We start from the raw sequence: 25,290 nt of genomic DNA on the forward strand, positions 1-25,290 counted from the left end.
GCCTCAGCGCGTCCCCCCCGCGCAGGCCCACAGGACGCTCCTCGCGGCCCGGCGCATGAACTCCATGCGCCGGGCCGTTGTGTTTTCAGCCCCCGCCGGCTCGCGCCAGTCGAAGTCCCGGAGCCGGGCCAAGAACCCCTGCTCCACGCACCCCTCCAGGCTGAACACGTGCAGGTCCGCGCACAGGCGCCGCGCCCGCCGCAGGTCGCCGGAGAGCTCCTCCCAGGACAACGGTGGCGCCGCGCCCGCGCCCGGCAGCTCCACTCCGCCGCCGGTGCTGCCCACGCCGATGGAGCGGGCCTGAGCGCCGTAGCTCTCCAGCAGGCCCGCGCCATGCGGGCGCACGAAGCTGGAGTAGAGCATCAGCACCTCGCGATCCGCGGACAGGTCCACCACGCCGAGCAGCCGCTGCAGCAGGGTGGAGCCCGCCTCGCGCTCGTCGACGATGAGCGGGAGCTGGTACGTGTCCACCCGGTAGCCATCCGCCCGGATGCGCGCCACCAGTCCCTGGTAAGCCTCGCGAGCCTGGCGCAGCTGCTCGCCTCGCCGCAGTCTCCGGAAGAGCACTGGCACGTAGCGCCAGCGCTGGGCGAGCAGCCGCCGCAGCTCCGCCAGATCCGGCTCGATGTCCAAGCCCACTCCGTCCCACTGCAGGCCGTGCTCTGCCGTCCACTGGCGGAAGGCCTCGTAGCGCGCGAGGCCCTGGGGCGCGTTGTCCAGGTTGAACCAGTAGCCCTGCTCGGTGGGCAGCAACTGCCAGGCGATGACGGGCACCCCCGCAGTGTGGAGCCGCCGCACCACGGCCGCCCGCTCCTCCCTCAGGTCCAGCAGGCCCAGGCTCACGGAGGCCCCCAGCGCCACGAGGTGCTCGAGTACGGCCGGGTCCGCGAAGAGGGCCTGCAAGGGCTCGGCTCCCAGCTCGCAGAAGAAGGTGAGGCGCGGAGGGTTCATGTGGGCCCTGTCTCGTATCACCCATGGGCGCCCAAGCCTGCTATCCGTTCGCGGACACGCAGGGACTCTCTCAATGCGAGCGCGATGAACACGATAGCCCCCCGGAACGCGATCTTCTTCGACCTGGACGGGACGCTCACCGACCCGTTCGAGGGCATCACCGCATGCTTCCAACATGCCCTCTCGAAGCTCGGACGGCCGGTGCCGCCCGCGGCCGAGCTGGCGCCGTTCATCGGCCCGCCGCTGCGTGAGGGGTTCGCCACGCTGCTCGCGACACAGGATCAGCTCCTCATCGAGCAGGGGGTGTCGCTCTTCCGGGAGCGCTACGCCACCGAGGGTGCCTTCGAGAACCAGGTCTACGCCGAAGTGCCGGGCATGTTGCGAGCGCTCGGGGAGGAGAGCCGGCGGCTCTTCGTGGCGACGTCCAAGGCCCGCGTCTACGCCGAGCGCATCATCGAGCACTTCGGCCTGAGCCCCTTCTTCTCCCACGTGTATGGCGCCGAGCTGGATGGGCGCTTCGACAACAAGGCGGAGCTGCTCGAGCACGCGCTGAAGCAAGAGGGGCTCGATGCGGCCTCATGCATCATGGTGGGGGATCGAGCCCAGGACGTCCGCGCCGCCCGGAAGAATGGGCTCGTGCCAGTGGGAGTGGCTTACGGGTACGGCTCTCGGGAAGAGCTGCTCGACGCGGGCGCCGCCGTGGTCTGCGCCAGCCCCGCGGAGTTCGTGAGCTGGCTGCGCGCGCACCCGCCCGCGGCTTCCTTTTGATGGACTGGATGCAGATCTACTGAGCCACGGCGTCCGGGGGCTTGCCCTGCGAGCCCTCGGGTGAGGCTCCACTGGAGCCGCCTCGTGCAAACGCGGCGACGCGATCCACGAGCGCGGGCCACGTCTGCTCCAGCAAGTCGTTGTGGTGCGCGCCGGGGATGGTCTCCATCGTCGCCTGGGGGAACAGACGCCCCAGCCGCTGGCCCATCTCCACGGGGATGATCTCGTCCTGGTCCCCGTGAAGGATGAGCACCGGAATGCGGATGCCGGGCGCCTTCGCCGCGTTGTCGAAGCGATCCCTCACCAGCAGCCGGGTGGGGAGGAACGGGAAGGCCCGGTTCGCCATGTCCACCACCGAGGTGAACGGCGCCAGCAGCACCATCCGCGCTCCGTGGCCACGCTTGGCCATCTCCACCGCCACGCCACCGCCCACGCTGCGGCTGCTCAGCACCGTGGACTCAGGGCCCACGCCCGAGGCGCGCAGGTCCGCCAGCGCCACCTCGGCGGCCTGGTACAGGCCCTGCTCGGTGGGCGTGCCCGGATTGGTCGCGTAGCCCGGGTACTCCACGGCCAGGAAGCCCAGGCCGTGCGCATGCAGTGCCTCGCCCAGCTCCACCAGGTGAGAGATCTGCTCCCCATTGCCATGGAAGTGCACCATCGTCGGCTGCCCCTGTGCCGCAGGCAGGTGCAGCACGTCCACCACGGGGCCACCCGGCGGCGACAACCTTCGGAAACCGAGCCGCTGGGGTGGCTCCTGCAGCGCACTGCGCGGCGCCGGGAAGAGGATGGACCGCTGAACGGCAAAGGCCAGCCCCATCAACCCGAGGTAGCCCAGCGCCACAATCGCAAGGAAGGTCATCAGCACGCGCTTGATCCGGATCATCTGAGTCCTGCTCTAGGAATGGGCGAGCAGCCACACCACGCCGAAGCCCACGGCGCAGGCCCCCAGGAACAGGACCACCGCCAGCCACCCCATCCGCCTATAGTCCGTCTCACCGGTCTCGGGTTCGGGGAGCAGGCCCTCGTCATCGCCCTCGATGTCGCGCAACAGTGACGGCCGCGAGGCCTCCACCATGCCCACCTTGGACTCGTCCGCGACGTCCAGGCCAAAGCTGACGCGGGCCTCGCGGGTCTCGTTGCGGGACTGGGGCTGCGCCTTTCTGCGAGCCAGCGAGATCGACGCGTCCTCTCCGGGGACGTAGTCCTCGGGGGCCTCCAAGCCGCTGTGCTCGAACGCGAGTGCGGTGGGCGGTGCGAGCTTGGCGGGGACGAGCTGCTTGGTGCGCGCTCGCGAGGGCTCCTTCTCCAGCAGCTCAGCGAGCACCGCGTCCTCCTGCGTCTTCTCCTCGGCGAAGGCCTCGCGCATCAGCCGCGCCACGTCCGCGTCGCCCACCTGAGGCGCCAGCTTCTCCTTGAGCCGCTTCAGCTCCACCCCGAGCGCCGCTGCGTCGGGGAAGCGCTGCCCAGGCTCGGTGGCGAGCGCCTTCATCAGCACCGCATCCACGGACAGCGGCACGCTCGGGCGCACGACGCTGGGCGCGTCCCACTTGGGGTAGGCCGCCTTGCGCCAGCGCTCCAGCGGATCGCCCTTCTGCGGCAGGAACCTCCAGGTGATCAGCTCCCACAGCACCACGCCCGCCGAGTACACATCCGCGCGCCGATCCACGAACTTCTTCCGCGCCTGCTCCGGGGACATGTACGTCAGGTTGCCGATGACCACCCGCGGCGCCGTCTGCTGCTCCTTCAGCGTGGACTGCGAGGCGCCGAAGTCGATGATCTTCAGCTCCCCGTCATAGGAGAGGCAGATGTTGGCGGGGGACAGATCCCGGTGCACCAGGTGCAGCGGCTGGCCCGAGCCATCCTTCGCATCGTGCGCGTAGGCGAGCCCCTCGCAGAGCCGGATGCCGATCTGCAGGATGGCGCCCAGCGGGATGGCCTTGCCGCGCTGGCGCATGCGGTAGGCGAGCCGGCTGAGCGTCTTGCCCTGCACGTACTCCATGGCCAGGTAGGCCTGCCCGTCAGCCTCGCCCATGGCGTAGACCCGGGCGATGTTGGGGTGCTGCAGGTGCACCACCACCCGCGCCTCGTCCCGGAAGCGGCCGAGGAACTGCTTGTTCTCCATCAGCCTCGGCAGCACCTTCTTCACCACGCACGCGCGGCGCGGCGAGTCCTCGCGAGCCAGGTACACCTCTCCCATACCCCCCGCGCCGATGCGGCGCGACAGGGTGTAGGGACCGAAGCGGATGGGCCCGTCCAGGGCCTCCGGCTCGTGCGGACTAGCCAAGAGTGCGGAAGGCCTTCTTCGCCGCGCCGAGGATGTGCGCCACCTCCGGCTCGCCGATGGCCAGCGAGACGAAGGCCGCCTCGAACTGGCTCGGCGGCAGGTAGACGCCCTCGTGCAGCATGGCGTGGAAGAACTTGGAGAAGCGTGCCGTGTCCGCCTTCTTCGCGCTGGCGTAGTCGTACACCGGGCTGTCCGTGAAGAAGACGGTGAACATGCTGCCCACGCGGTTGAGGGTGACAGGCACCCCGGCCGCCTTCGCCTCGGCCACGAACCCCTCCTCCAACATGGCGCTGATCTGCTCCAGCCGCTTGTAGGTGCCCGGCGCCGCCAGCGCCTTGAGGCACGCCAGACCCGCAGCCACCGCCACCGGGTTCCCCGACAGCGTGCCGGACTGGTACACGGGGCCCTCGGGCGCGATCTTCGCCATGATGTCGCGTCGCCCGCCGTACGCGCCCAGCGGCATGCCGCCGCCCGCCACCTTCGCGAACGTCGAGAGGTCCGGCTTCAGCCCGTACAGCTCCTGCGCCCCTCCGCGCGCGAGCCGGAAGCCCGTCATCACCTCGTCCAGCACCAGCAGCACGCCGTGCTTGCGGCACAGCTCCTGGAGGTCCTTCAGGTAGTTCAGCTTGGGGATGAGCACGCCCATGTTGCCCACCACCGGCTCGATGATGGCGCAGGCGATCTCCTTGCCCTTCTCCGCGAAGATGCGCTCCACCGCCGCCAGGTCATTGAAGGGCGCGGTGAGGGTGAGCTTCGCCAGCGCGGACGGCACGCCCGGCGAGTCCGGCAGCCCCAGCGTCTCCACACCGCTGCCCGCCTTCACCAGGAACGGATCGCCCGCGCCGTGGAAGCAGCCCTCGAACTTGAGGATGAAGTCGCGGCCGGTAAAGCCGCGCGCCAGGCGAATGGCCGCCACGGTGGCCTCGGTGCCGCTGGAGACCAGGCGCACCTTCTCCACGCTGGGCACGGTGGCGCAGATGAGCTCCGCCAGTTCCACCTCGCCCGGAGAGGGGGCGCCATAGGAGGTGCCACGGCGGGCCGCATCGATGATCGCCTCCACCACGGGCGGGTAGGCGTGCCCCAGGATGAGCGGACCCCAGCTGCCCACGAGATCCACATAGCGGTTGCCATCCACATCCGTCATCCACGCGCCCTGGGCCTCGCGGAAGAAGACGGGGTCGCCTCCCACGCCTCGGAAGGCGCGCACGGGCGAGTTCACTCCGCCGGGGATGCGCTCCTGCGCGCGGGTAAAGAGAGCCTTGCTCTGGGAGTGGTTCATGTCGCGCTGCATACCACACGCGAAGGAACCGGAAGAAATGCCAGTGCTTCGTCAAGAGGCGGCTGTAACTCTTCCCGTTGAGTTGCCCTGTGGACGCACCCAAACGTCCGCTTCTCCTCACATTCGAAGATGGCGCGCCGCTTGCTCTCTGCTCCTCAGAACCTTCTTCATGCTGCGTCCCATCCACAGAGTCGCGGGGTCCTACCGCGTCACCTTCTCGCCCGAAGCATGGAGGTTGATCGGCAGCATGCCGTCCGCGACCTTCCAGAGCCTGCAACGTGCGCTGGAGCGCATCGCGTACGCACCCGGCCGCGCAGCCGCGGAGGCCTCTCTGAGTGCGACCCTGGACGGCCTCACCGTCATCTATGAGCTGAATGACGCGGAGCGGAGCCTCACGGTGGTGAACATCCTGCGGACAGGGCACTGATGCCCTTCAGGACATCTCCGTTGTCCGAGCCCCCGGGTTCGACGGATGATACCTCCACATGCAGCTGGGAGATCTCATAGCCGGGCGCTTCGAGCTCAAGAGGCGTGCAGGGACCGGCGGAATGGGCGAGGTCTTCCAGGCGCTCGACGCGGAGACGGGCCGCCTCGTCGCAATCAAGGTCCTCCACGACGCCAACGATCGCGACCGGTTCGAGCAGGAGGCCCGCGCGCTCAGTGAGCTCTACCACCCGGCCATCGTCCGCCCCGTGGCCTATGGGGCGACTTCGGGGGGCGCTCCTTACCTCGCCATGGAGTGGCTGGAGGGGGAAGACCTCGCCTCGCTCTTGCGGCGGCGGCGGCTCGGCGCGGACGAAGCCATCCGGCTCACGTGCCGCATCGCCAGCGCGCTCGGAGAGGCGCACAGCCGAGGGCTGATCCACCGGGACATCAAACCCGCCAACCTCTTCATCGAGCGCGACGACGTGAGCCAGGCGCGGCTGCTGGACTTCGGCATCGCCCGGTTCCAGGGGCAGGCGCGGCTGACGCGGACGAACGCCCCCCTGGGGACACCCGGCTACATGGCTCCCGAGCAGGCCCGGGGCGATCCGGAGCTGACGCCCGCGATGGACATCTTCTCGCTCGGCTGCGTGCTCTTCGAGGTGCTCGCGGGCAGGCCCGCCTTCGAGGGCCAGCACATGATGGCCATCCTGGCCAAGCTCATCTTCATGGAGGCGCCTCCGCTCGAGGCCTCGCGCCCCGACCTTGCCCCCGAGCTCGCCTCGCTCGTGGCGAGGATGCTCGCGAAGGAGCCCGCCTCGCGCCCTCAGGATGGCATGGCGCTGCTCGTGGAGCTCACGGCGCTCGAAGCGCTGCTGGCCCCTGGCATGGCTCAGGAGCGGACGCCGGTCCCGGTGCCGCCCCCGGGCTCTCTCACCGAGCACGAGCAGCGCATGGTCTCGGTGGTGATGATGGGCCCTGGCAAGCCGGGAGGGCAGGACGCGGAGGCCTGGACTCTCCCCCCCGAGGTGTGGCGCATCGCCCAGGAGGCAGGCGGCAACCAGGAGCGCCTCGCGGACGGCTCCATCACCGTGACGTTTGGCGGCCCAGGCATCGTCAAGGATCAGGTGACGCTCGCCTCGCGGTTCGCGCTCGCGCTGCGCGGGCACGACCCGGAGGTACCCATCGCGCTCGCCACGGGCCGGGGGGCCACACGCAAGGACTCGGCCCTCGGCGAGGCCCTCGAGCGGGCGGCTCAGCGTATTGCCCTGCATGACGCCCACGGCCCGGGCCCGTTCCCCGTGGCCATCGACAGCACGACCGCGGCGCTGCTGGATCCGCGCTTCGAGTGGAGGGAGGGCACGCAGGGGCCGGAGCTCTGGGGCGAGCGGGATCAGCCTGGAACGGCGAGGACGCTGCTCGGAAAGCCCACGCCCTATGTGGGCCGGGACATCGAACTGCGGATGTTCGAGCAGGCCTTCGACACCTGCGTGGAGGAGCCCTCGGCGCAGGTGTTCCTCGTCACGGCCCCAGCGGGGATGGGGAAGTCCCGCTTGGCTCGCGAGTTCATCAACTTCATCCGAGGACGGGCTCCAGAGGCCGCCATCTGGCAGGGACGGGCGGACTCCTCGCGCGCGGGCTCTTCGCTGCACCTGCTCGGCCACGCGCTGCGGGGCGCGCTCGGGCTCCACGGCAGCACCTCCCTGGAGGTCCAGCGGGAGAAGCTGCGAGCCCGCTTCGGCGGGCCCCAGGCCCCCCCGGACACGCTGCGGCTGTGTGAGTTCCTCGGAGAGCTGGTGGGCGTGCCCTTCCTGGAGCCGAGCAGCCCTCAGCTCGCCGCCGCGAGGCAGGATCCCCAGCTCATGGCCGAGCAGCTCCAGCGCACCTTCGAGGAGTTCCTGCTGGCCGAGTGCGCGACGCGCCCCGTGGTGCTCATCTTCGATGATCTGCACTGGGGAGATGCCGCGAGCTTGCGCTTCGTGGATCAGGCGCTGCAGCAGGCCCGGCTCCGGCCCGTGTTCGTGCTGGGCCTGGCGAGGCCGGAGGTCCACTCGCGCTTCCCCCGGCTCTGGAGCAGGCACAGCCCTCAGGAGATCCGCCTGCGCTCCCTGTCGGCCCGGGCGAGCCAGCGGCTGGTCCGGTCTGTCCTGGGCGAAGCGCTCACAGAGCCGGAGCTCGAACGGCTGGTGGCCCGATCCGAGGGCAACGCCTTCTACCTGGAGGAACTGATCCGCGCGGTGGCCGAGGGTCAGAGTGCACTGCCGGACACGGTGGTGGGCATGGTGCAGTCGCGGCTCGCGGCGCTCGAGCCCGATGCGCGGCGGGTGCTCCGGGCCGCGAGCGTCTATGGTGAGGTCTTCTGGAGGAGCGCCACCGTGGCCCTGCTGGGGGGCATGCGCACGAACCAGGCCCTGGACTGGCTCCTGCTGCTGGTTCAGCGTGAGGTGCTCGTGCGCCGCCCGGAGAGCCGCTTCCCCGGTGAGGAGGAGTTCTCCTTCCGGCACGCCCTGCTGCGGGAGGGAGCCTATGCGCTGCTGACCGAGGAGGATCGCGTGCTGGGGCACCGCCTCGCGGGCGAGTGGCTGGAGCAGCATGGCGAGGGCGACGCGCTGGCGCTCGCGGAGCACTTCGAGAAGGGCAAGGAGCTGGAGCGTGCCGCCTGGCTCTATGTGCGGGCCGTAGATCGCGCCGCCGAGGCCGATGACTCCGAGGCCATCCTGTTCTGCACGGAGCGAGGCCTTCACTGCTGCAACTCCCACGGCGAGCAACGGGGTGCCTTGCTGAGCCTGAAGGCCAGTGTGCACGTGGCGCGGGCGCAGTACACGGAGGCCATCGCGCTCAGCTCCGAGGCGCTGGACCTGCTGCCCGCGGGGAGCAGGCGTTGGTACATGACGTTCCACCACCTCCTTCCCGCCGTCGCCTTCACCCAGCCGGCGGCCTTCATGGACTGCGCACGGCGCTTCCTGGACGTGCCGCCCAACCCCGAGGCACGGGTCGAGTACATCCGGGCAGGCTCGTGGCTGTTCGCCATGCTCGAAGTCACCGGCGCCAAGGACATCGCCCACAGCCTGTACTTGCGGATCCAGCAGGAGAGCACCCACCTGGATCCGAATGACTCCAGCGCGTGGGCTTACGTCTGGGGGTGCAATGCCAGCCACTGGCACCTCGCGGAGAACGCCCCCTGGAGATGCATGCAGTCCAACGCGGAGGCCGTACACCGGTACGAGCGGTCCGAGCTCTGGCGGCAGCGGATCATCGTCGGCGCCCATCAGGGCAAGGCGCTCACGGACCTCGGGGACTCCGCTGGCGCCGAGGCCGTCCTGAGAGAGAACCTGCAGGTGGCCGAGCGGCGGGGCGAGGCAATGCCGCTTACCTACGCGCGGACTTACCTGGCGCGGAATCAGGCCATCGCCTTGCCAGTCGATCGGCTCGGTGAGGCGGAGGAGCTCGCACGTGCGGCAATCGCCGGAGAGAACCAGTCGCTGCTGGGCCCCGCCCATGGCGCGCTGGCCACCATCGCGCTCCGGCGCGGCGAGCTCGAGGCTGCCGAAGCCGAGGCTCGCACCGCCTGCGAGTGGGTGAAGCCCTTCCCGACCTATTCCTGGGATCTCGTCGCGCTCCGAGCCCGGATCCTGCTCTCGATGGGGCGTGTCCAGGAGGCGCTGTCTCTCAGCGAGGAGACGCTGCGGCAGTTCGAGCACATCGGGATGACGGGCCAGGGGGAGATTGACCTGCGACTGGCCGTCGCGGAGGCCCGCGAGGCCGCCGGCCAATCCGAGGCCGCACGGGAGATGCTCCAGCTCACCCTGCCCCGGCTCCGGGTGCGGATGGAGGACATTCCCAGCGCCGAGGCGCGTGCGCGCTACCTCACCCAGGTCCGGGCCCATGCGCGGCTGCTCGAGCTGGCGCGGGAAAAGCTGGGCCGCGAGGCCGTGCGCGCCGAGGGATTGGAAATCGCGGACTGAGCCGCAGAGAATCGGCGCCATGATTCGCACCACTCAGCGGCGGACCCTCACGCTGGAGGCGCCGGAGCAGCCCGGGCGCCCCGCACATGTCTCGGCGGCCAGCGGCCTCGTGGCGGTGGGCCCGTGGCTCTATGTCGTCGCGGATGATGCGCTCCACCTCGCCGTCTTCCCGCGTGAGGGCACAGCCCCCGGGAGAAGCGTCCGCCTCTTCCCGGGCGAGCTGCCCCTGGAGCACCGGGAGCGCAAGGCGGCCAAGCCGGACCTGGAGGCGCTCTGCCTGCTGGCGCCCTTCGAGGGCTGCCCTCATGGAGCGCTGCTGGCGATGCCCTCGGGCTCCACGGCGGAGCGGCAGCGCGGCGCGCTCCTTCCGCTGGCGGCAGATGGAACGCTGGCGGGCGGGGCGCGCCTGCTGGACTTCACGGCGCTGTACTCCCAGCTGGCGCGGGAGCTGGGGCCATTGAACGTGGAGGGTGCGGCGGTGTCGGGGGCCCGGCTGCGGCTGCTCCAGCGCGGCAACGGAGACCAGGGAACGGACGCGCTGGTGGACCTGGACCATGAGCGGATCATCCGCGCGCTGGTGACGGGACGGGACCCGGGCCCCGAGACGGTGCGAACCGTGAAGCGCTGGGAGCTGGGCCGAGCCGGTGGAGTGCGGCTGTCCTTCACCGACGCCTCGCCGCTGCCGGATGGGCGCATCATCTTCACCGCCGCCGCCGAGGACACGCGAGACACCTACGCCGATGGCCAGGTCACCGGCTCGGCGGTGGGAGTACTGGCGCCGGATGGCGCGCCGCTGTTCCTGGACGGGGTGGACGCGAAGGTAAAGCTGGAGGGCGTGAGCGCGCGCGTGGAGGGTGGACGCGTACACCTGCTGCTGGTCGCGGACGCGGATGATCCGGCCGTGCCGGCCCCCCTGCTGGAAGCGGTGCTGGAGGGCGTGCCCGCCTCCCTCCGCTGAAGGGGACGACGCAGTGTGTTAAACAAGGGGCATGCGCCTGGTCTCTCGCAGCCTCCTCCTCGTCCTCACGCTGTCCTCGGTCATCGCCTGCAAGAGTCAGAAGGAGGAGCCTCCCGCCCCTGCCAAGGCTCCCGCCGCCGCGGCCGCTGCCCCCGCCACGGAGAAGCTGCGCATCGGGCTGGTCCTCGGACTGGGCGGACGCGGGGATCAGTCCTTCAATGACTCGGCGTTGCGAGGCCTGGAGCTCTGGGCCGCGGGCGTGAAGTACGAGGGGAACACATATAAGGAGGCCTCGCCGGAGGAGCTCCGCGCCTCGCTCGCCCCGGAGCTGACGCGGCACGAGCCGCCCATCACCCCGCTGGGCATCACCCCCTCCATCCTGCAGAGCCGCGTCCAAGAGGACTATGAGCCCAACCTTCAGCTCATGGTGGATCAGGACCCGGCGCTGATCATCGGCGTGGGCTTCATGCTGGAGAACGCGGTGGAGGTGGTGGCCCAGCGCAACCCGGGCAAGCAGTTCCTCCTCGTCGACACCCCGCTGTTCAACGCGCAGAACGAGCCGTACACCCTGCCCAACGTGCGCACGGTGACGTACCGGGCCGAGGAGGGCTGCTACCTGGCGGGGGCGATGGCGGGGCTCGCCACGAAGGGGAACAAGATTGGCTTCGTGGGGGGCATGCAGATCCCCCTGGTGAAGCAGTACGAGGCGGGCTTCCGCGCGGGCGTGGCCGCCACCAATCCTCAGGCGACCGTGGTGTCCAACTACACGGGCAGCTTCACCAATTTCGCCCTCGGCAAGCAGGTGGGGCAGGACCTGGTGGCCAAGGGCATGGACGTCATCTTCGCGGCGGCCGGCGTGGACGGGCTCGGCGCCATCCAGGCCGTCAAGGAGGCGCGGGAGGCAGGCAAGTCCCTCTTCGTCATCGGCGTGGACTCGGACCAGTTCCACCTGGCTCCCCAGGCGATGCTCACCACGGTGCTGAAGCGGGTGGACTTGACGGTCTACGAGTCCGTGCGCGACCGGGTCCAGGGCCGCTTCCAGGGCGGCGCGCGGACGCTGGGCTTGAAGGAGGGAGGCATCGCGCTGGCTCCGGTGCGCCTGGACTTCCCGGGCAAAGAGGAGGCGCTGCGCAGAATCGAGGAGCTGAAGGCGAAGCTCATCGCCGGAGAGATCCGCATCCCCGCGGACCCCAGTGAGCTTCCGCCGGCAGGCAAGCCCGCTCCCTGAGGAGGGAGCCGCGCCTCAGTCGCCGTGGTCGCGCGCGGCCTCGTCGGCGCTGCCGCCCACGGCCTCCACCGAGTTGCGCGGAGGACGGGCGGGCGCCTTGCCGTGGTCGAAGGCGACGGCCTTCTGGCCCACGGCCTCGGGAGTAGTCTCGGTGATGCGCCGGCGGGCGCGGGAGATGTAGTCCTGCACCAGGTTGGGGTCCGGGTGCGTCTTGAGGGCCTCGACCCACAGCTCGATGGCCTTCTCGTTCTCACCCGCTTCGGCGCGGATCTTCCCCATCTCCACCAAGGCGTGTGGGGCCAGCTCCGAATCCGGGAAGCGCGAGCGCAGGTCCGCGTAGATGCGCGAGGCCTCCTGGCGCCGGCCCTCCATCATGTGGACAGCCTGGGCCTGGAGGAACACGGCGTCATCCACGAAGGCGCTGGTGGCGAAGCGCTCACCCAGCTTGCGGGCCTCCAGCTCGCACTGCGCGTAGTCGCCCAGCTCGAAGTAGAGCTTGGCCACCTGGTACTGGAGCTCGGCGCCCTGGGGCGGGTTGCGCTGGAGCGCGGCGGCGAGCTGATCAATGGCGCCGCGCAGGTCGCGGTAATGCATGCGCAGCAGCTCCGCGAGGATGATGCGGGCCTCGAGCGCCTCGGGAGACTCGGGGCACTGCTGGACGAGCTCCTTGTAGACGCTGACGGCCTCCTTCACCTTGCGCTGCTCCAGCCAGTACACGTCGCCGGCGCCCTTGAGGGCGCGGGCGCGCAGCACCAGCGCGGGGGCGGACTCATCCCGCCGCAGCAAGTCAAAGGCCTTGCGGTACTCGACGAGCGCCTCGTCCGGGCGCTTCTCGAAGACGGCATCCCGGGCGCGCTGGAGATGGTCGGCAGGCGTCTCGCGGCACCCCACCCAGAAGCCCATCAGGGCGCACAGGAGGAGCAGCCGGCTCAATTGCACGCCTCCGGGATGACCTTGGTGCAGATGGTCTCCTCGCACTTGACGCACTCCTGCTGGGGAGAGACGTCGGTGACACACACCGAGACACGGGAGGAGCGCGGGCAATCCTCGGCGGTGGAGCACCGATAGTTGCCGCCATCCGCGCCCAGGGGTGTCTCCTGACGCGAGCCGCACACCTCGATGTCGTTGCATCCCGAGAGCGCTGTCGCCACCACGGCGGCGAGCGCCCCCTGCCAGAGGAGTCGCACAGGTCCCTTCTAGCCGGATTTGGGAGCCGCGTCACGGTTCGGACGGCCTGCCCGGCAGCCCCCCATCCGAGGGCGGGGGCTGGGGTGACGCGGCGTCCCTGGAACTCACGAAGACCGGGACCGCTTGGGGACCTCCACCCGGTCCAAGTCCTTCACGGCCACCACGTCCGCCACCCGGGTCTTCGCCTCGGCGACGAAGGCAGAGGTGTCCTCGTAGCGCTGCGAGAAGTGGGTGAGGACGAGCTGGCGGGCCTGAGCGTTCTGCGCCAGCTCGGCGGCCTGGAGCGCGGTCATGTGGAAGTGGTCGTGGGCCTCCTGACGCTCGGTGTCGAGGTAGGTCGACTCGCAGACGAGCAGGTCCACGCCCTGCGCGAGCACCGCGGCGTTCGGGCACGGCCGCGTGTCCATGACGAAGGCGAAGGCCTGACCCGGGCGCGTCTCCCCCACCTCCGCGAGGCGGACGATGCGGCCATTCACCATCATGGAGCCCTTGCGCTGGAGCTCACCGACGAGCGGACCCGAGAGGCCCAGCTCCTTGAGGCGGCCGGGGTTGAGCTGCACGCGGGAGCGCTCCTCGAGGCGGAAGCCGTAGGTGTCCACCGCGTGCTCCAGGCGCGCCGCGGAGAGCTTCCACGCCTGGGTCTCGGCGAGCACACCATCCTTGGAGATGGGCCGAGGGACGATGGTCGCCTTGTCCATGAAGATGGTGGCGTGGCGGAGCCGCTCGAAGAAGGCCTGCCCCGAGGCGGGGTAGTAGATCTCCACGGAGTGCGTGGCGCGGTCCAGCGAGAGCCGCTGGATGATGCCGGGCAGCCCGAGCGCGTGGTCCCCGTGGAAGTGGGTGATGCAGATGCGAGTGACCTGGGTGGCGGACAGCCCGGCCAGGGTCATCTGGCGTTGAGTGCCCTCGCCGGGGTCGAAGAGGATGCCCTCGTCATCCCAGCGGAGAAAGTACGCGTTGTGGTTGCGGTGCCGGGTGGGAACCTGGCTGGCAGAACCGAGGACGATGAGCTCGCGATTGGACATGGGGCTCCTCCGGGATGACCCGCGGCCCCCGACGGTACCCCGCAGCCCTTCCTGATATCCCCACGGCCCACCCACGCGCTGGAGGCGGCGCTCAGTTCTGGCTGCTCTCCACGGCATTGCCCGAGGTGAGCACCGCCGAGTCCACCGAGGCCACGTGGCGCCGCCGCAGCCGGCGTGCCTTCTCTTCCTGCCGCTCCTCGTGCTCGATGATGGCCTCGACGTTGCCGTGCGCGTGCTTGCAGTGCACCGCGGACACTTGCTGGTGCCGCTCGGCCAGCTCCTGCCACAGGTGCGTCCGCGCCTGATTGCCCAGGAGCCGCTCCTCCACGTTGTCGAGGGCCTCATCCATCTTCTGGCCCTCGGCCTCCAGCTCGGCCAGCCGGGCCTCGGCATCCGGCGGCGGCTGGGCACAACCCGCCGATAGCACCAGCGCCATCAGCCCCACGCCCCGTGCCCAACCCCGCTTCCCGGCCATCGCCTACCTCGTGTCTCGCGCCGTGAGAAAGCCCCGCGCGGCAACGCCAAGGTAGGAAGCACTTCCCAGACCGACAACCCGAGCCCCCATCCAACCGGGTCGGGTTTCCAACACCCAACGGTTCGCGGTGGGTTCCCCGCCCCGGAGGGCTCAGCCCTTCTGACGGTGACGAAGAATGAACTCGCACACTTCGCGCGCCGCGCCGAACCCCGCCGGCTTCTGCGCGACATAGTGCACTTGTGCACGGACCTCGTCCGGGGCCTCCGGAGGCGCCGCAGAGAACCCCACCGCCTTCAACAGCGGCAGGTCCACCACCTCGTCCCCCATGTAACCACACCGGTCCGCTGACACCTTCAGCAGCTCCAGCAGCTTCTCGAAGTGCGCCACCTTGTCCTGGCTGCCGAAGTGCACGTGCCGCAGCCCCAGCGACTGCATCCGCATCTGCGCCGACAGGCTGTCGCCGCCGGAGATGGCCGCCACCTCGATGCCTACTTCCTGCAGCCGCTTGATGCCCATGCCGTCGCGCACGCTGTACATCTGCGTCCAGCCGGAGTTCGGCACCCAGAAGATGCGCCCGTCCGTCAGCGTCCCGTCGATGTCGAAGATCATCACCGACAGGTGACGCACCCGGGCCTTGAGCGACTCGAGGTCCTGGTTCATCCGCCGCCTACTTCGGCACGGCCTTCAGCGTGGCCTTGCCGTCCTTGATGACGACCTTGAACTCCACCGACTTGGCGTTGTGCTGCTTGAGCAGCTCCGGCACCTGCTTGCGCAGGTTCGCCGCCACCGACTCGTAGTTCATCTTCGAGGTGTCCTCCTGGTTGCGGCGCTTCGCGGTGACGTAAGCGTCGTAGACCGCCTTGAGCTTCTCGTCGCTCAGCCCCGCCCCGCCGCCGCCACCCGCCGCAGGCTTGGGCGGCTGAGAAGGCTGAGAGGCGGGCTTGGCCGCCGCGGGCATCCCCGGCTTGGAGCCCGCCGAGGACGGAGCCCCCGGACGCGCTCCCGCGGAAGGAGGAGGACGCGAGGCGCTGGGCGCCGAGGGCTTGGCGCCCAACGGCTCGTCCGCGAGGCTCTCCAGGGCTGCGGCGATGCCGGACGAGCCCTGCGAGGGCGCGCCGAACGCGGGCACTCCGCGCGCGGGCGGGCTCGAGCTGCCCGAGGTACCCCGTGCCGGCGTACCGCCCGGGGGCACCGAGGCCGTCCCCTTCGAGGGCGTGGCGACGGGAGGAATCGCGGGGGTGCCCTTCGAGGGCGTGGCACCCGGAGGAATCGTAGGGGCGCCCTTCGCCTGAACTCCCGGGGGCGAGCCCGTGCCCTTCGCCGGAGACGTCATCGCGGGAATGGACGGCAGGGGTGCCACCGAGGGCGTACCGCGGAACGGTGTGCCGCCCGTGGCCATGGGCGCCACCGTGGGCGCCACCGCGGGGACCATCGGCCCCACCGCGGGCACCGTGGCCACCGAGGGCACGGGCCGGAACGGCACGGCGGCGGGCCCGGGCTCCACCGGCCGAGGGATGAACCGCTGAGGCTCCGCGACCGGCTTCGGCTCGTTGGGGACGATGTCGAGCACTTCCTCCAAATCGTCCTCGGAGATCTCCTCCGTGAGGTTGTGGGCCTCGCCCTTGCGCTTGTCCGCGTCTCCGGACTTATTCGCGCGGCGCTTGGCCTTGTACATGTCCCGCTTGTACGTGCCCGATTCGATTTCCTGGAGCGTGCGCTGCCACAGGCGCTCGTAGGTGAGGAACTTGTTGTAGAGCGAGGAGATGCGGAACTTCACCGCGGTGTTGCGCACCAGGCCCGTCTTCAGCTTGTTCAGCCGTTTCCTGAAGGTGTCGTGAGCCAGAGTCGGCGGCAGCCGCTCATTGCCCATGAAGTACTGCTCGTACGTCACCTTGAGGACCATGAGCTCTTCTTCGAGCTCCGCGCACTCCTCGATGGCTCTCTCACTCGTGGACTTCTTCGACGCGTCGTCTCCCCCCAGCGCCTTCAGATTGGCGGAGGACTTGCCGGGTGAGGACTTGGCGGCAGATGTAGGCTTTCCGATCTCCGGCGGCATGCAACCTCAGAGTGTCCCCAAGACTCGCCTCAGGATCAACCTCATGCCGGACTGGGAGTAGCGCCCAGGCCTGCCGCCCCGCCCAGCCGGCGGGCGCGTTGGTACATGAGGGTGGCCCCAAAGGTGAACATACACAGGGAGATGAACTGGCTGGTGGAGATGTTGTACCAGGCTTCCAGGGGAACCCACTTCGCCAGGGAAGGGGCGCTGGAAGTCAACAGGCCGTGCAGCGTGCCGCGCTCGGCGTCCCCGCGGAACAGCTCCACCGTGGAGCGCAGCACCGCGTAGGCCATGAGCCACAGGGAGAAAATCTGCCCGTGGAAGCGCCGGGAGCGGCGCAGGTAGAGCAGGCTGGCGAAGATGGCCGCCTGGCCCAGGGACTCGAAGAGCTGCGTGGGGTGCACCGGCAGCGTGGTGCCGTGCTGCGACACCCACTCAGAGATGCGCACCGCGCCTGGAACGGCCTGGGGAAACACCTCGCCGGTGGCCTCGAGGACGTAGCGCGGGTCCATCGCCTGGGAGCTGTAGGCCGTGCTGCCCGCGCCGGTGAGGTGGCCGAAGAGGTCTCTCGCCAGCCCCGCGCCTGGGAAACGCACGGCCAGCGCCGAGTGACTCCCGGCCGGCCCACCCCAGCAGCAGCCCGCGGAGAAGCAGCCCAGCCGCCCCAGCGCCTGCCCGAGCGACACGGTGGGGATGGCCAGGTCCGCCAGGCGCAGGAACTCCATGCCATTCACCCGGGCGAAGGCGTAGGCCGCCACCGCCGCGCCAATGAGGCCGCCGTAGAAGACGAGGCCGCCGCCCAACGAGAAGATGCTGCCCAGGTTCTTCGCGTAGTCCTGCCAGTTGACGATGATGAAGAGCACGCGGCTGCCCACCAGCCCGCCCACGAGCACCCAGAAGCCCAAATCCAGCACCTGCTCGCGGCGCCGAGGGCCCTCGGTGTCCACCCAGCCCTGCCCCTCCACCCACTCCACCTTGCGCCACTCGTCCTGGGCCAGCCGTGCCGCCACGTTCGCCGCGCAGAAGAAGCCGGCGGCCAGCAGCACACCGTAGGTGTGCACCGGAATGCCCTCGCCCTTGCCACCCGGGAAGGCGCTGGCGGGCATCGCGTACTGCAGGCCAAACCACGCCAGCACCGCGCCACCTCCGCCGTAGAGCAGCGCGCGCTGCACCTTGTCCGCGCGCTTCACCTCGGTCCGCGTGCCCTGCTTCGTCAGCTCGCCCTGCGCGCCCATCCAGCCGTTGCGCGCGATGGAGGCCACCACGGCCAGCGCCACCGCGTACAGCAGCAACTGCGACCACAGGGACTCGAAGGTGAGGCGGATGAGGATGGGAAGCATGGGGCCCTGCCAGGAGGAGACGGCAGCACGAAGACTACCCGTTCACGCGGCCGGAGGACGTCACCAGAAGTGGAAGGAGGCCGCCTGACTGCTCCCTGCGGAGGCGCTCGGGCGTCAGGCGCGAGCCCCTGGCTGAGGGTCCTTCCGCACGAAGGCGTCGAGGATGAGCATCCCCACGCCCACGCAGATGGCCATGTCCGCCACGTTGAACGAGGGCCAGTAGGCCTGGTCCTTCCAGTGCGCCTGGACGAAGTCCACCACGAAGCCCCGGGCCACCCGGTCGATGTAGTTGCCCAGCGCGCCGCCGAGCACCAGCGACAGGCCCCACAGCGCCCAGCGCTCCTTGGGGTCCTTCCCGGAGAGCTTGGTGAAGTAATAGCCGATCAGAATCACGGCGCCGATGCTCACCACGTGGAACAGGGGCCCGCGCACCTCGCGCGGCAGGGTGCGGAACATGCCCCACGCGGCGCCCGGGTTCTCCTCGTAGCGCAGGCGCAGGAAGGACTCGAGGACCTCCACCGAGCGCTTGGCGCGGAAGTGGCGGCCATCCACGCCGGGGGGCGGCACATCGCTGCCGTACATCGCCTTCAGGCGCTCACCGGTGGTTTCCAGGCCGTCGAAGCGCGTGGTGAGGCTGCCCACGACGTCGTACTTGGTCCACTGGTCGAGCGCGACAGCGCCCAGGGTGATGACGAGGAGGATGAGATATTTGCGCGGCACGGGGGCGGCTTACACCAAACGCCCCCACCCGTCACGGATTGGGGCTCTCAGCGAGCGGCGGGGTGACCGGCTCGCTCCGGCGCAGGCGCAGCGAATCCAGCAGCATCAGCGCCACGCCGACACAGATGGCGGCGTCCGCCACATTGAAGGTGGGCCAGCGCATACCGGGCTGGTTGCGCCAGTGCCAATCGATGAAGTCGATGACGTAGCCGCGCACCAGCCGGTCCATGAAGTTGCCCAGCGCCCCGCCCGCCACCAGCGCCAGCGCCCCGCGCACCAGGTGCTGCCCGGGCTCCAGCCGCGTGTACATGGTGAAGATGAAGGCCAGGGCCGCCAGGCTCACCACGTGGAAGAAGGCGCGGCGCACGCCGTCGGGCAGGTTGGAGAACAGGCCCCAGGCGGCGCCCGGGTTCTCCACATAGCGGAAGTGCCAGTAGTCCTCGATGAAGCGGTAAGGCCGGGTGGCGCGGTAGCGGCCGCCCTCGGCCGGCGGCGAGTTGTCCAGGTTCTGCTCGGAGAAGTACCCCTGCAGCCGGGCCAAGCCCGTGCGCCCATCCAGCGCGTCCGTGAGGTTCGCCACCGCCAGGTACTTGGTTACCTGATCGACAGCCAGGGTGCTGAGGGCCACGAGGATGAGGAGGCGGAGGTTCTTCATCACTTGCAGTCCTAACCTGCTCTCCCGAGCCCTGACAACCGGCTGTGAGGGTCGTCTGCGTGCCCGCTTGCCTTCATTTCCCGCCAGCGGGCATTTCGGGCATGGTGGGGCCATGCCGCCTGTTGACCCCCCTGTGGAAAAGCCCACTTCGACCGACACCGTTCCGACGCAGGGCCCGGCCCAGGCCCAGACCAAGCCTCCACTGAAGGAGCGCCTCAAGGTGCTCATGACGGAGTACGGCTTCCTGGCCGTGCTCGTCTACCTGAGCACCTCCGTGGTGAGCATCACGGTGTTCACCGTGCTCATCCAGACGGCGGATCTGAAGGCGCTGGGCGACAGGTTCGGCGTCCAGCTCGAGGGCACCAGCGGCCTGCTGGGCACGCTGGGGGCGGCCTGGGTGCTGACCAAGCTCATCCAGGTGCCGCGCATCTTCGCCACGCTGGCGCTCACCCCCCTCATCGGGCGCATCCCCTTCGTGGCGCGGCAGCTCAAGCGCCTCGAGTGAGAGGGGCGAAGAGGGATTAGTTATTGGCCAGGGCCACCAGGAGGGCCTGCCACTCTGGAAAGAGCGCCACGGCATCCTGAGGGCGGTCCTGAATCCACCTGCTGAGCTGTCGACGGAACACCTTGGGATTGGCTTCTGGGCGCGTTGCGATGAGGGGGCTGAGCGCCGCGAGCAGATCCTTCCCGGAATACCAGATGAGCACATCGTCGATAGCAGTGAGGCCCGACAGCCTCTGCATGCGCTCGTTCAACGAGGCCTGAAGCACCGTGCCATCCAGAGTGGCCTCCACCTGCTGCCGGAATGCTCCAACGTGCTGCTGTACCCAGGCGAAGCAGGCCACCTGCGAGCAGTCCGGTGGAAGCTGAATCTCGTTGGTCAGCTCCGAAGGCCGAGTCGGCAGCTCCGTAAAAGGGGGCAGGCTCCGGCGCGCGATGCCCACAGCCCAGCGAGCGGCGGTGTAGGGCAGGAGGCGCTGAGCGGCGGCGAGCAGCTCCTTGGAGTAGTCCGCCGCGCTCCACCCGGTAGCAGCTTCCACGAGGCGGGGTTCCAGCAGGTAGCTCTCCAGCTCATGCCGGCACCACCGCCAGCCCAGGACGACGCCAGTCTCTAACTGAGCATCCACCACAGGCAGGGCTGCACTGGCCGGCGGGTCGAAGTCGAAATCCCGGTCACGCAGGTAGCACGCCACGACACCGGCAGACCCCTGACGCCTGTCGCGCGCCTTGGGCTTGAGCGAGCTCTTCGAACCGCCCGTTTCCAGCGTGAGGCGCACAGGCGCCAAGCCCAGGACCGGGTTCAGAACCTCCGCGTCCAGCTTCCCCTCGACCAGCAGGACACTTACAGGCACCGCTGGCCTCCGGGGAGCCGGATCTCCGCATCATCGGGGACGATGGTCTCCAGGTATGGCGAGTGGCTCGTGACGATGAACTGGCAGTCCGGGCCGATTCGGCGCAGAGCATTGAGGAGCGCCTGCTGCTGGGGAGGATGCAGGTGCAGTTCCAGCTCGTCGATAAGCACCACCGAGCGCGTAATGTCCTGTCGAACGAACTCGTAGAGCAGGGGGAAAATGGCCTGCTCTCCCGAGGACATTTCCGCCAAGTCATAGACGCGCTCGCCGCGCTTCAGCAGGAAGTAGAAGTCAGCGGCGCTGGGAGCGCTGTCGACACTGCGTGGCTCGATGCCGACGAAGGATGTTCCGGGGAAGATCTCCGCGAACCGCTTCTCCAGCCGACCAAGATAGTCAGAGGCTTCGGTCCGACGCTGCGACGTATGAAACCCCCACCACCCCACGAGAAACTCTCGGAGTTGCCCAACGCCTCGTTGCCCGTCTCGCCCCAGTGAAGTCAGGTTCCTGTTCTGGTCGAACCAGAAAACGTCTCCGATCCGCTCGTAGTAACTCCTCCATTGGCTCTGAGTCCGTAGCAACTGACGGATGAGGTGCCGCCCCTCGAAAACGCCCTTCGCCCTTCGGTAATCCCTCTGGTCAAGCCGTCCATTCTCGTAGGTGAGCAGATACTCCGTGCGTTCGAAATAGAGTTCCCCACGAGGACGGTGGTTGGTGTGTTCCCATCCGTCAGAGACGTTTTCAATTGCCCTCAGCTCGTCTGGCTCGAAGCGCACTCCTAGTTCAACGCGCGTGCTCCCAAGGCTGGAGACCCGTTCCGCCATGAAGCCGGGCCAATCAAAACCAGCAGGCTCCTCGGTCTTCCGCGTTGCCAGAGACAACACGAGAGCGATGGCTTGAAGAACCGTCGTCTTGCCTGAGCCGTTATCCCCCAACAGCATCGTCAGCGGGCGTGGCCGGTTCGTTCCCTCCTCCAAAAAGGAGAGTTCGAGCCGCTCGATGCCCTTGAAGTTCTCGATGAGCAGTCGGGTGATCTGCATCCACCTTCTCCCTGAGGCTGCGAACGCGGCACTGTAGCCGACACCACCTCCGTGTCGACCTTCCCGTGACCGCCCTCAGGAAGCCTTCCGTGGAATGAAGGCCAGAGAACCTTCACCTCACGCCTTCGTCATCACGCCCTAGAAGGGGCTCCCGTTCACGCGGACGCCCGGCGAGGACTGGCTGGACGACAGCGAGGTGTGCAGGACGAAGGTGGCCGTGTTGACGCCGTCCGGGCTCCGATTGGCCGACACGCCGTCCGTTCCGGTGAGCGTCGTGCCGAACGTGGCCGAGTCCACCGTCACTCCCCCGCTCTTCACCGTCACCGTATCGCCGCTGTTGGACAGATTGAGGCCTCCGGTCGAGGCGGCCACCGCGTTGGTGAGCCCGCCCGGAATCCCCGCAGGGCCGCCGAAGACCACGATGGCCCGGCCCGCGCCCAGCACCGTGCCGCTGGCGAAGACGTGCCGCACGCTCACCGCGTCCGAGATCGTCCACCCGGAGATGTCCACCGCCGCACCACCCGAGTTCACCAACTCCACGAACTCGTACGCCTCCGCGCCCGCGCCACCAGGCTCATTGATGAGCACCTCGTTAAGGAACACGAGGCCATCGCCCGTGCCGGTGCCGCCGTCCGCCACGCCACCGTCCGCACCGCCCGACACGGTGATGGTGAAGGACGCATTGCTCGTGTCGTTGAGAGCAGAGTTGGAGGCATCGCTCACCCGGACCTTGGCGGCACTGGTGGCCACGTTCGGCACCGTCCACGTGTAGCTGCCCGAGGAGGCCGTGCTCGAGGTGATGGTCGTCCAGGCGCTGCCATCCAGCGTGTACTCCAGCTTCGCGTTCACCACGCCCGAGGAGGTCCAGGTGATGGCGTGGCTGCTGCCGCCCACCCAGCTCTCACCGCCGTTGGGCGAGTTCACCGTGATGCTCGCGGTGGTGGTGCCGCCGGGGATGAGGAAGTCCTTGATGATGGCCATGTGCTGCATGTTGGTGGAGCCACTGTCGCCCGACTGCGCGGGGGAGATCTCCGAGATCGGCGAGTACACGCGCGTGTCCACCACCAAGCCTGCGGGGAACGTGCTGGAGCCAATCACCGTGGCCACCTGGTACTGGCGCAGGTCCGCGTCCACCAGCACGTGGTCATACGGCTTGGAGCGGCCCGCGTTGGTGTTGTTGTTGCCGTTGCGGTCGGCCGGGTACGGGCTGCTCGTCGTCACCACCGAGGAGAAGGTGCTGAAGCACGACTCGCTGCGGTTGTCGGTGTTGAAGTCACCGCCGATGGCCAGGTAGTCGCCCTGGGGGACGTTGGCGTTGATGAAGTTGACCAGATTGCCGGCCTCGGTGTTGCGCACGCCCGCGCCCGAGGTCAGCAGGTGCACGCTCACCACCCAGAGGTCCCTCGGCCCCGGCACATCGATGCGCGCCCACGCGAAGTCGCGGTTGCTCACCTGGGTGTCGGTCCACTCGCCCGCGGCGATGATCGGGTAGCGGCTGATCACCCCGTTGGGGATCTGCGCACCCGTCTCGCGGTAGTAATAGAAGTTGGGACCGAACGTGGTGTCCACGAAGCCCCGGATGTCCGCGGACGAGTTGCTCCCGTAGTTGAACTCCTGGATCATCACCACGTCCGGCTTGGTGCCCTGCATGATGCGGATGCCGTGCCCCGGATCGTAGCTCTGCAGGTTGCCGCTGGAGATGTTGGCCGCCATGAGGCGGATGAGCGTGGAGCTCGGCGGCGGCGTGCCGCCATCCGTGCCCGTGCCACCGTCCGTGCCCGTGCCACCGTCCGTGCCCGTGCCCGCATCGCCCGGGAAGCCCGCGTCCACCGGACCGGCATCCGGGGTCGGCTCAGGACCCGCATCAACGACTGGACCGGCGTCCGGGGTCGGCTCAGGACCCGCATCAACGACTGGACCGGCATCCGGGGTCGGCTCAGGACCCGCATCAACGACTGGACCGGCGTCCGGGGTCGGCTCAGGGCCCGCATCAACAACTGGACCGGCGTCCGGGGTCGGCTCAGGGCCCGCATCAACGACTGGACCGGCATCCGGGGTTGGCTGCGTTCCAGCATCCACCGGAGGCTGGGTACCGGCGTCCGTCTGAGGCTCCGTGCCTGCGTCCACCGGAGGCTGGGTGCCCGCGTCCACGCCCCCATCCACCCCATCGGAGCCCGCATCGCTGGAGCCGGTGCCTCCGTCGTTCCCCGTCCCGCCGTCACGGCCCGGGCCCGCGTCCGTCCTCAGCCAGTCACACTGATCCTTGGGCTGGCAGTACCCACCGGCGCCGCCATCCTCACCGCCGCCGCAGCACTCGACTCCCTCGTCTCCACACTGAGCCAAGGCATCGCAGGGGCGCAGGCACAGGTAGCGCTCATAGACATCCACGTACCGGCACTGCTCGCCGGGAGCGCACGCGCCCGCATCCAGCTCGGAGCACTCGACCCACGCGCCACCGTCCGGCAGAGGCGGCACCTCCGGAATCGGGTCCGGGTTGCACGCCTGCATCACCACTACGAGCGCCAGCCCCGCCCCCAGGAGGCTCGAGATCGTCTTCTTCATGTATCAACCGCTTTCTAGAAACCGGTGGAGGCGAACATCGGTCGGCGCCGGCACGCGAACGACACGCGAGAGTATACGGTGAAGTCAGCCGGGGCCGCGCGGGTCTCGGAGGAGAAAATGTGGCCGCCTGCTTCCTCTGACACTCCGTGAAACAACGTTTTGCGCCACCCTGATCTTTGGTGAAGGTGGACAACCTCCCGGGGCGCGGACGTAGCGTGCACCGCGTGAGACTTCCGGTAGGTGTAGGAGCCTGGCAACGATGAAGCCAAAGCAGGTGCGGGTGCGCCTCTATGGAGCGCTGAACGACTTCCTCCCGCCCGAGCGCCGGGGCACTGAGTTCCTCCACACCTTCGCGGGAACACCCTCGGTGAAGGACCTGCTGGAGTCGCTCGGGCCGCCGCACCCCGAGGTGGATGTCATCCTCGTGGACGACGCGGCGGTGGACTTCTCTCACCGCGTCGAGGACGGCGCGCGCGTGGCGGCCTACCCCGCGTTCCACTCGCTCGACGTGACGCCCATGACCCGGGTGGGACTGCCACTGCCCGAGGAGCCGCGCTTCGCGCTCGATGTAGGCCTGGGGCGGCTGGCGGGCTTCCTGCGGATGCTCGGCTTCGACACCCTGTGGCGCAACGACTTTGCAGATGACGAGCTTTCTCGGCTCTCAAGAGACGAGGAGCGCGTGGTGCTGACGAGAGACTTGGGGCTGCTCAAGCGCGCCGAGGTGCGCCACGGCTACTACCCGCGCAACACGGACCCCGCGCACCAGTTGGTGGAGGTGGTGCGCCGCTACCAGCTCGCCTCGCGCATGAAGCCCTTCACCCGCTGCCTGGCGTGCAACGCGCCGCTGGAGGTGGCCGGGAAGGACGAAGTGCTCGACCGCATCCCCGAGGGCGTGGCCGCCACGCACTCGCGCTTCCAGCAGTGCCACGAGTGCAAGCGCGTCTACTGGCCCGGCACGCACCACCAGCGCATGCAAGCCCTGGTGGACAAGCTGCGCGAGCTCGAGCACGAGGCCTGAAGGCCG

General features: G+C 69.0%; 23 protein-coding genes. 7 read left to right on the plus strand and 16 right to left on the minus strand.

Going from position 1 to position 25,290, the window contains the following annotated elements:
- Positions 1-3: 3 nt before the first annotated feature.
- Positions 4-951, minus strand: coding sequence for a hypothetical protein (locus DB31_RS16620; RefSeq protein WP_044188627.1), 948 nt, complete (start codon positions 949-951; stop codon positions 4-6).
- Positions 952-1,035: 84 nt separating this feature from the next.
- On the opposite strand from DB31_RS16620, the gene DB31_RS16625 reads away from it, so the two are divergent.
- Positions 1,036-1,719 (plus strand): HAD hydrolase-like protein, encoded by a 684-nt coding sequence (locus DB31_RS16625; RefSeq protein WP_044188629.1) that lies wholly within the window; start codon positions 1,036-1,038, stop codon positions 1,717-1,719.
- Between the two features lie 16 nt (positions 1,720-1,735).
- Here the strand turns inward: DB31_RS16625 and DB31_RS16630 are convergent, their stop codons facing one another.
- The 3 genes from DB31_RS16630 to hemL are packed head-to-tail and all read right to left on the minus strand — an operon-like array spanning position 1,736 to position 5,282.
- On the minus strand, positions 1,736-2,602 hold the full coding sequence (locus DB31_RS16630; RefSeq protein ID WP_044188631.1) for an alpha/beta hydrolase: 867 nt from the start codon (positions 2,600-2,602) through the stop codon (positions 1,736-1,738).
- Positions 2,603-2,614: 12 nt separating this feature from the next.
- Complete coding sequence (locus DB31_RS16635; RefSeq protein WP_205628523.1) at positions 2,615-4,003, minus strand: serine/threonine protein kinase; 1,389 nt, start codon at positions 4,001-4,003, stop codon at positions 2,615-2,617.
- A complete protein-coding gene (gene hemL / locus DB31_RS16640; RefSeq protein ID WP_044189906.1) occupies positions 3,996-5,282 on the minus strand; it encodes a glutamate-1-semialdehyde 2,1-aminomutase in 1,287 nt (428 codons plus the stop codon). The genes DB31_RS16635 and hemL overlap by 8 nt, the downstream gene beginning before the upstream one ends.
- A gap of 247 nt (positions 5,283-5,529) precedes the next feature.
- Between hemL and DB31_RS16645 the strand changes: the two genes are divergently transcribed.
- The 4 genes from DB31_RS16645 to DB31_RS16660 are packed head-to-tail and all read left to right on the plus strand — an operon-like array spanning position 5,530 to position 11,856.
- Positions 5,530-5,709, plus strand: a complete 180-nt coding sequence (locus DB31_RS16645) for a hypothetical protein (RefSeq protein ID WP_044188633.1) — start codon at positions 5,530-5,532, stop codon at positions 5,707-5,709.
- 58 nt (positions 5,710-5,767) lie between these two features.
- Positions 5,768-9,670, plus strand: coding sequence for a serine/threonine-protein kinase (locus DB31_RS16650; protein WP_044188635.1), 3,903 nt, complete (start codon positions 5,768-5,770; stop codon positions 9,668-9,670).
- A gap of 19 nt (positions 9,671-9,689) precedes the next feature.
- On the plus strand, positions 9,690-10,628 hold the full coding sequence (locus tag DB31_RS16655) for a DUF6929 family protein (protein WP_044188638.1): 939 nt from the start codon (positions 9,690-9,692) through the stop codon (positions 10,626-10,628).
- A gap of 31 nt (positions 10,629-10,659) precedes the next feature.
- Positions 10,660-11,856 (plus strand): BMP family lipoprotein, encoded by a 1,197-nt coding sequence (locus DB31_RS16660; protein ID WP_240486733.1) that lies wholly within the window; start codon positions 10,660-10,662, stop codon positions 11,854-11,856.
- A gap of 15 nt (positions 11,857-11,871) precedes the next feature.
- Here DB31_RS16660 and DB31_RS16665 read toward each other — a convergent pair whose 3' ends face one another.
- The 9 genes from DB31_RS16665 to lspA (DB31_RS16705) form a co-directional block, all read right to left on the minus strand.
- The gene (locus DB31_RS16665) at positions 11,872-12,759 is read right to left on the minus strand and encodes a tetratricopeptide repeat protein (protein ID WP_044189913.1); all 888 of its coding nucleotides are present in this window, start codon (positions 12,757-12,759) and stop codon (positions 11,872-11,874) included.
- A gap of 26 nt (positions 12,760-12,785) precedes the next feature.
- The gene (locus DB31_RS16670) at positions 12,786-13,043 is read right to left on the minus strand and encodes a hypothetical protein (protein ID WP_044188640.1); all 258 of its coding nucleotides are present in this window, start codon (positions 13,041-13,043) and stop codon (positions 12,786-12,788) included.
- A gap of 105 nt (positions 13,044-13,148) precedes the next feature.
- Positions 13,149-14,069, minus strand: a complete 921-nt coding sequence (locus DB31_RS16675; RefSeq protein WP_044188642.1) for a ribonuclease Z — start codon at positions 14,067-14,069, stop codon at positions 13,149-13,151.
- A gap of 91 nt (positions 14,070-14,160) precedes the next feature.
- Positions 14,161-14,544 (minus strand): hypothetical protein, encoded by a 384-nt coding sequence (locus DB31_RS16680; protein ID WP_044188644.1) that lies wholly within the window; start codon positions 14,542-14,544, stop codon positions 14,161-14,163.
- A gap of 150 nt (positions 14,545-14,694) precedes the next feature.
- Positions 14,695-15,204, minus strand: a complete 510-nt coding sequence (locus DB31_RS16685; protein WP_044188646.1) for a KdsC family phosphatase — start codon at positions 15,202-15,204, stop codon at positions 14,695-14,697.
- 7 nt (positions 15,205-15,211) lie between these two features.
- A complete protein-coding gene (locus DB31_RS16690; protein WP_044188648.1) occupies positions 15,212-16,600 on the minus strand; it encodes an MXAN_5187 C-terminal domain-containing protein in 1,389 nt (462 codons plus the stop codon).
- Positions 16,601-16,641: 41 nt separating this feature from the next.
- Positions 16,642-17,940 carry a prolipoprotein diacylglyceryl transferase gene (locus tag DB31_RS16695; protein WP_044188650.1) on the minus strand — a complete coding sequence of 433 codons (1,299 nt, stop codon included), beginning with the start codon at positions 17,938-17,940 and terminating at the stop codon, positions 16,642-16,644.
- A 114-nt stretch (positions 17,941-18,054) separates the two neighbouring features.
- Positions 18,055-18,660, minus strand: coding sequence for a signal peptidase II (gene lspA / locus DB31_RS16700; RefSeq protein WP_044188653.1), 606 nt, complete (start codon positions 18,658-18,660; stop codon positions 18,055-18,057).
- A 31-nt stretch (positions 18,661-18,691) separates the two neighbouring features.
- Complete coding sequence (gene lspA / locus DB31_RS16705; RefSeq protein ID WP_044188656.1) at positions 18,692-19,315, minus strand: signal peptidase II; 624 nt, start codon at positions 19,313-19,315, stop codon at positions 18,692-18,694.
- Between the two features lie 112 nt (positions 19,316-19,427).
- Between lspA (DB31_RS16705) and DB31_RS16710 the strand changes: the two genes are divergently transcribed.
- A complete protein-coding gene (locus DB31_RS16710; RefSeq protein ID WP_044188657.1) occupies positions 19,428-19,820 on the plus strand; it encodes an FAM210A/B-like domain-containing protein in 393 nt (130 codons plus the stop codon).
- 16 nt (positions 19,821-19,836) lie between these two features.
- Here DB31_RS16710 and DB31_RS16715 read toward each other — a convergent pair whose 3' ends face one another.
- From DB31_RS16715 to DB31_RS16725, 3 genes are all read right to left on the minus strand, one after another.
- Positions 19,837-20,667 (minus strand): hypothetical protein, encoded by an 831-nt coding sequence (locus DB31_RS16715; RefSeq protein WP_044188660.1) that lies wholly within the window; start codon positions 20,665-20,667, stop codon positions 19,837-19,839.
- A complete protein-coding gene (locus DB31_RS16720; RefSeq protein ID WP_044188663.1) occupies positions 20,658-21,704 on the minus strand; it encodes an AAA family ATPase in 1,047 nt (348 codons plus the stop codon). The genes DB31_RS16715 and DB31_RS16720 overlap by 10 nt, the downstream gene beginning before the upstream one ends.
- A gap of 138 nt (positions 21,705-21,842) precedes the next feature.
- On the minus strand, positions 21,843-23,534 hold the full coding sequence (locus DB31_RS16725; protein WP_420806709.1) for a lamin tail domain-containing protein: 1,692 nt from the start codon (positions 23,532-23,534) through the stop codon (positions 21,843-21,845).
- A gap of 991 nt (positions 23,535-24,525) precedes the next feature.
- On the opposite strand from DB31_RS16725, the gene DB31_RS16730 reads away from it, so the two are divergent.
- Positions 24,526-25,284: a Mut7-C RNAse domain-containing protein gene (locus DB31_RS16730; protein WP_044188666.1), complete on the plus strand. Its 759-nt coding sequence runs from the start codon at positions 24,526-24,528 to the stop codon at positions 25,282-25,284.
- Positions 25,285-25,290: the final 6 nt, after the last annotated feature.

This window comes from Hyalangium minutum (assembly GCF_000737315.1).
Lineage (GTDB): Bacteria > Myxococcota > Myxococcia > Myxococcales > Myxococcaceae > Hyalangium > Hyalangium minutum.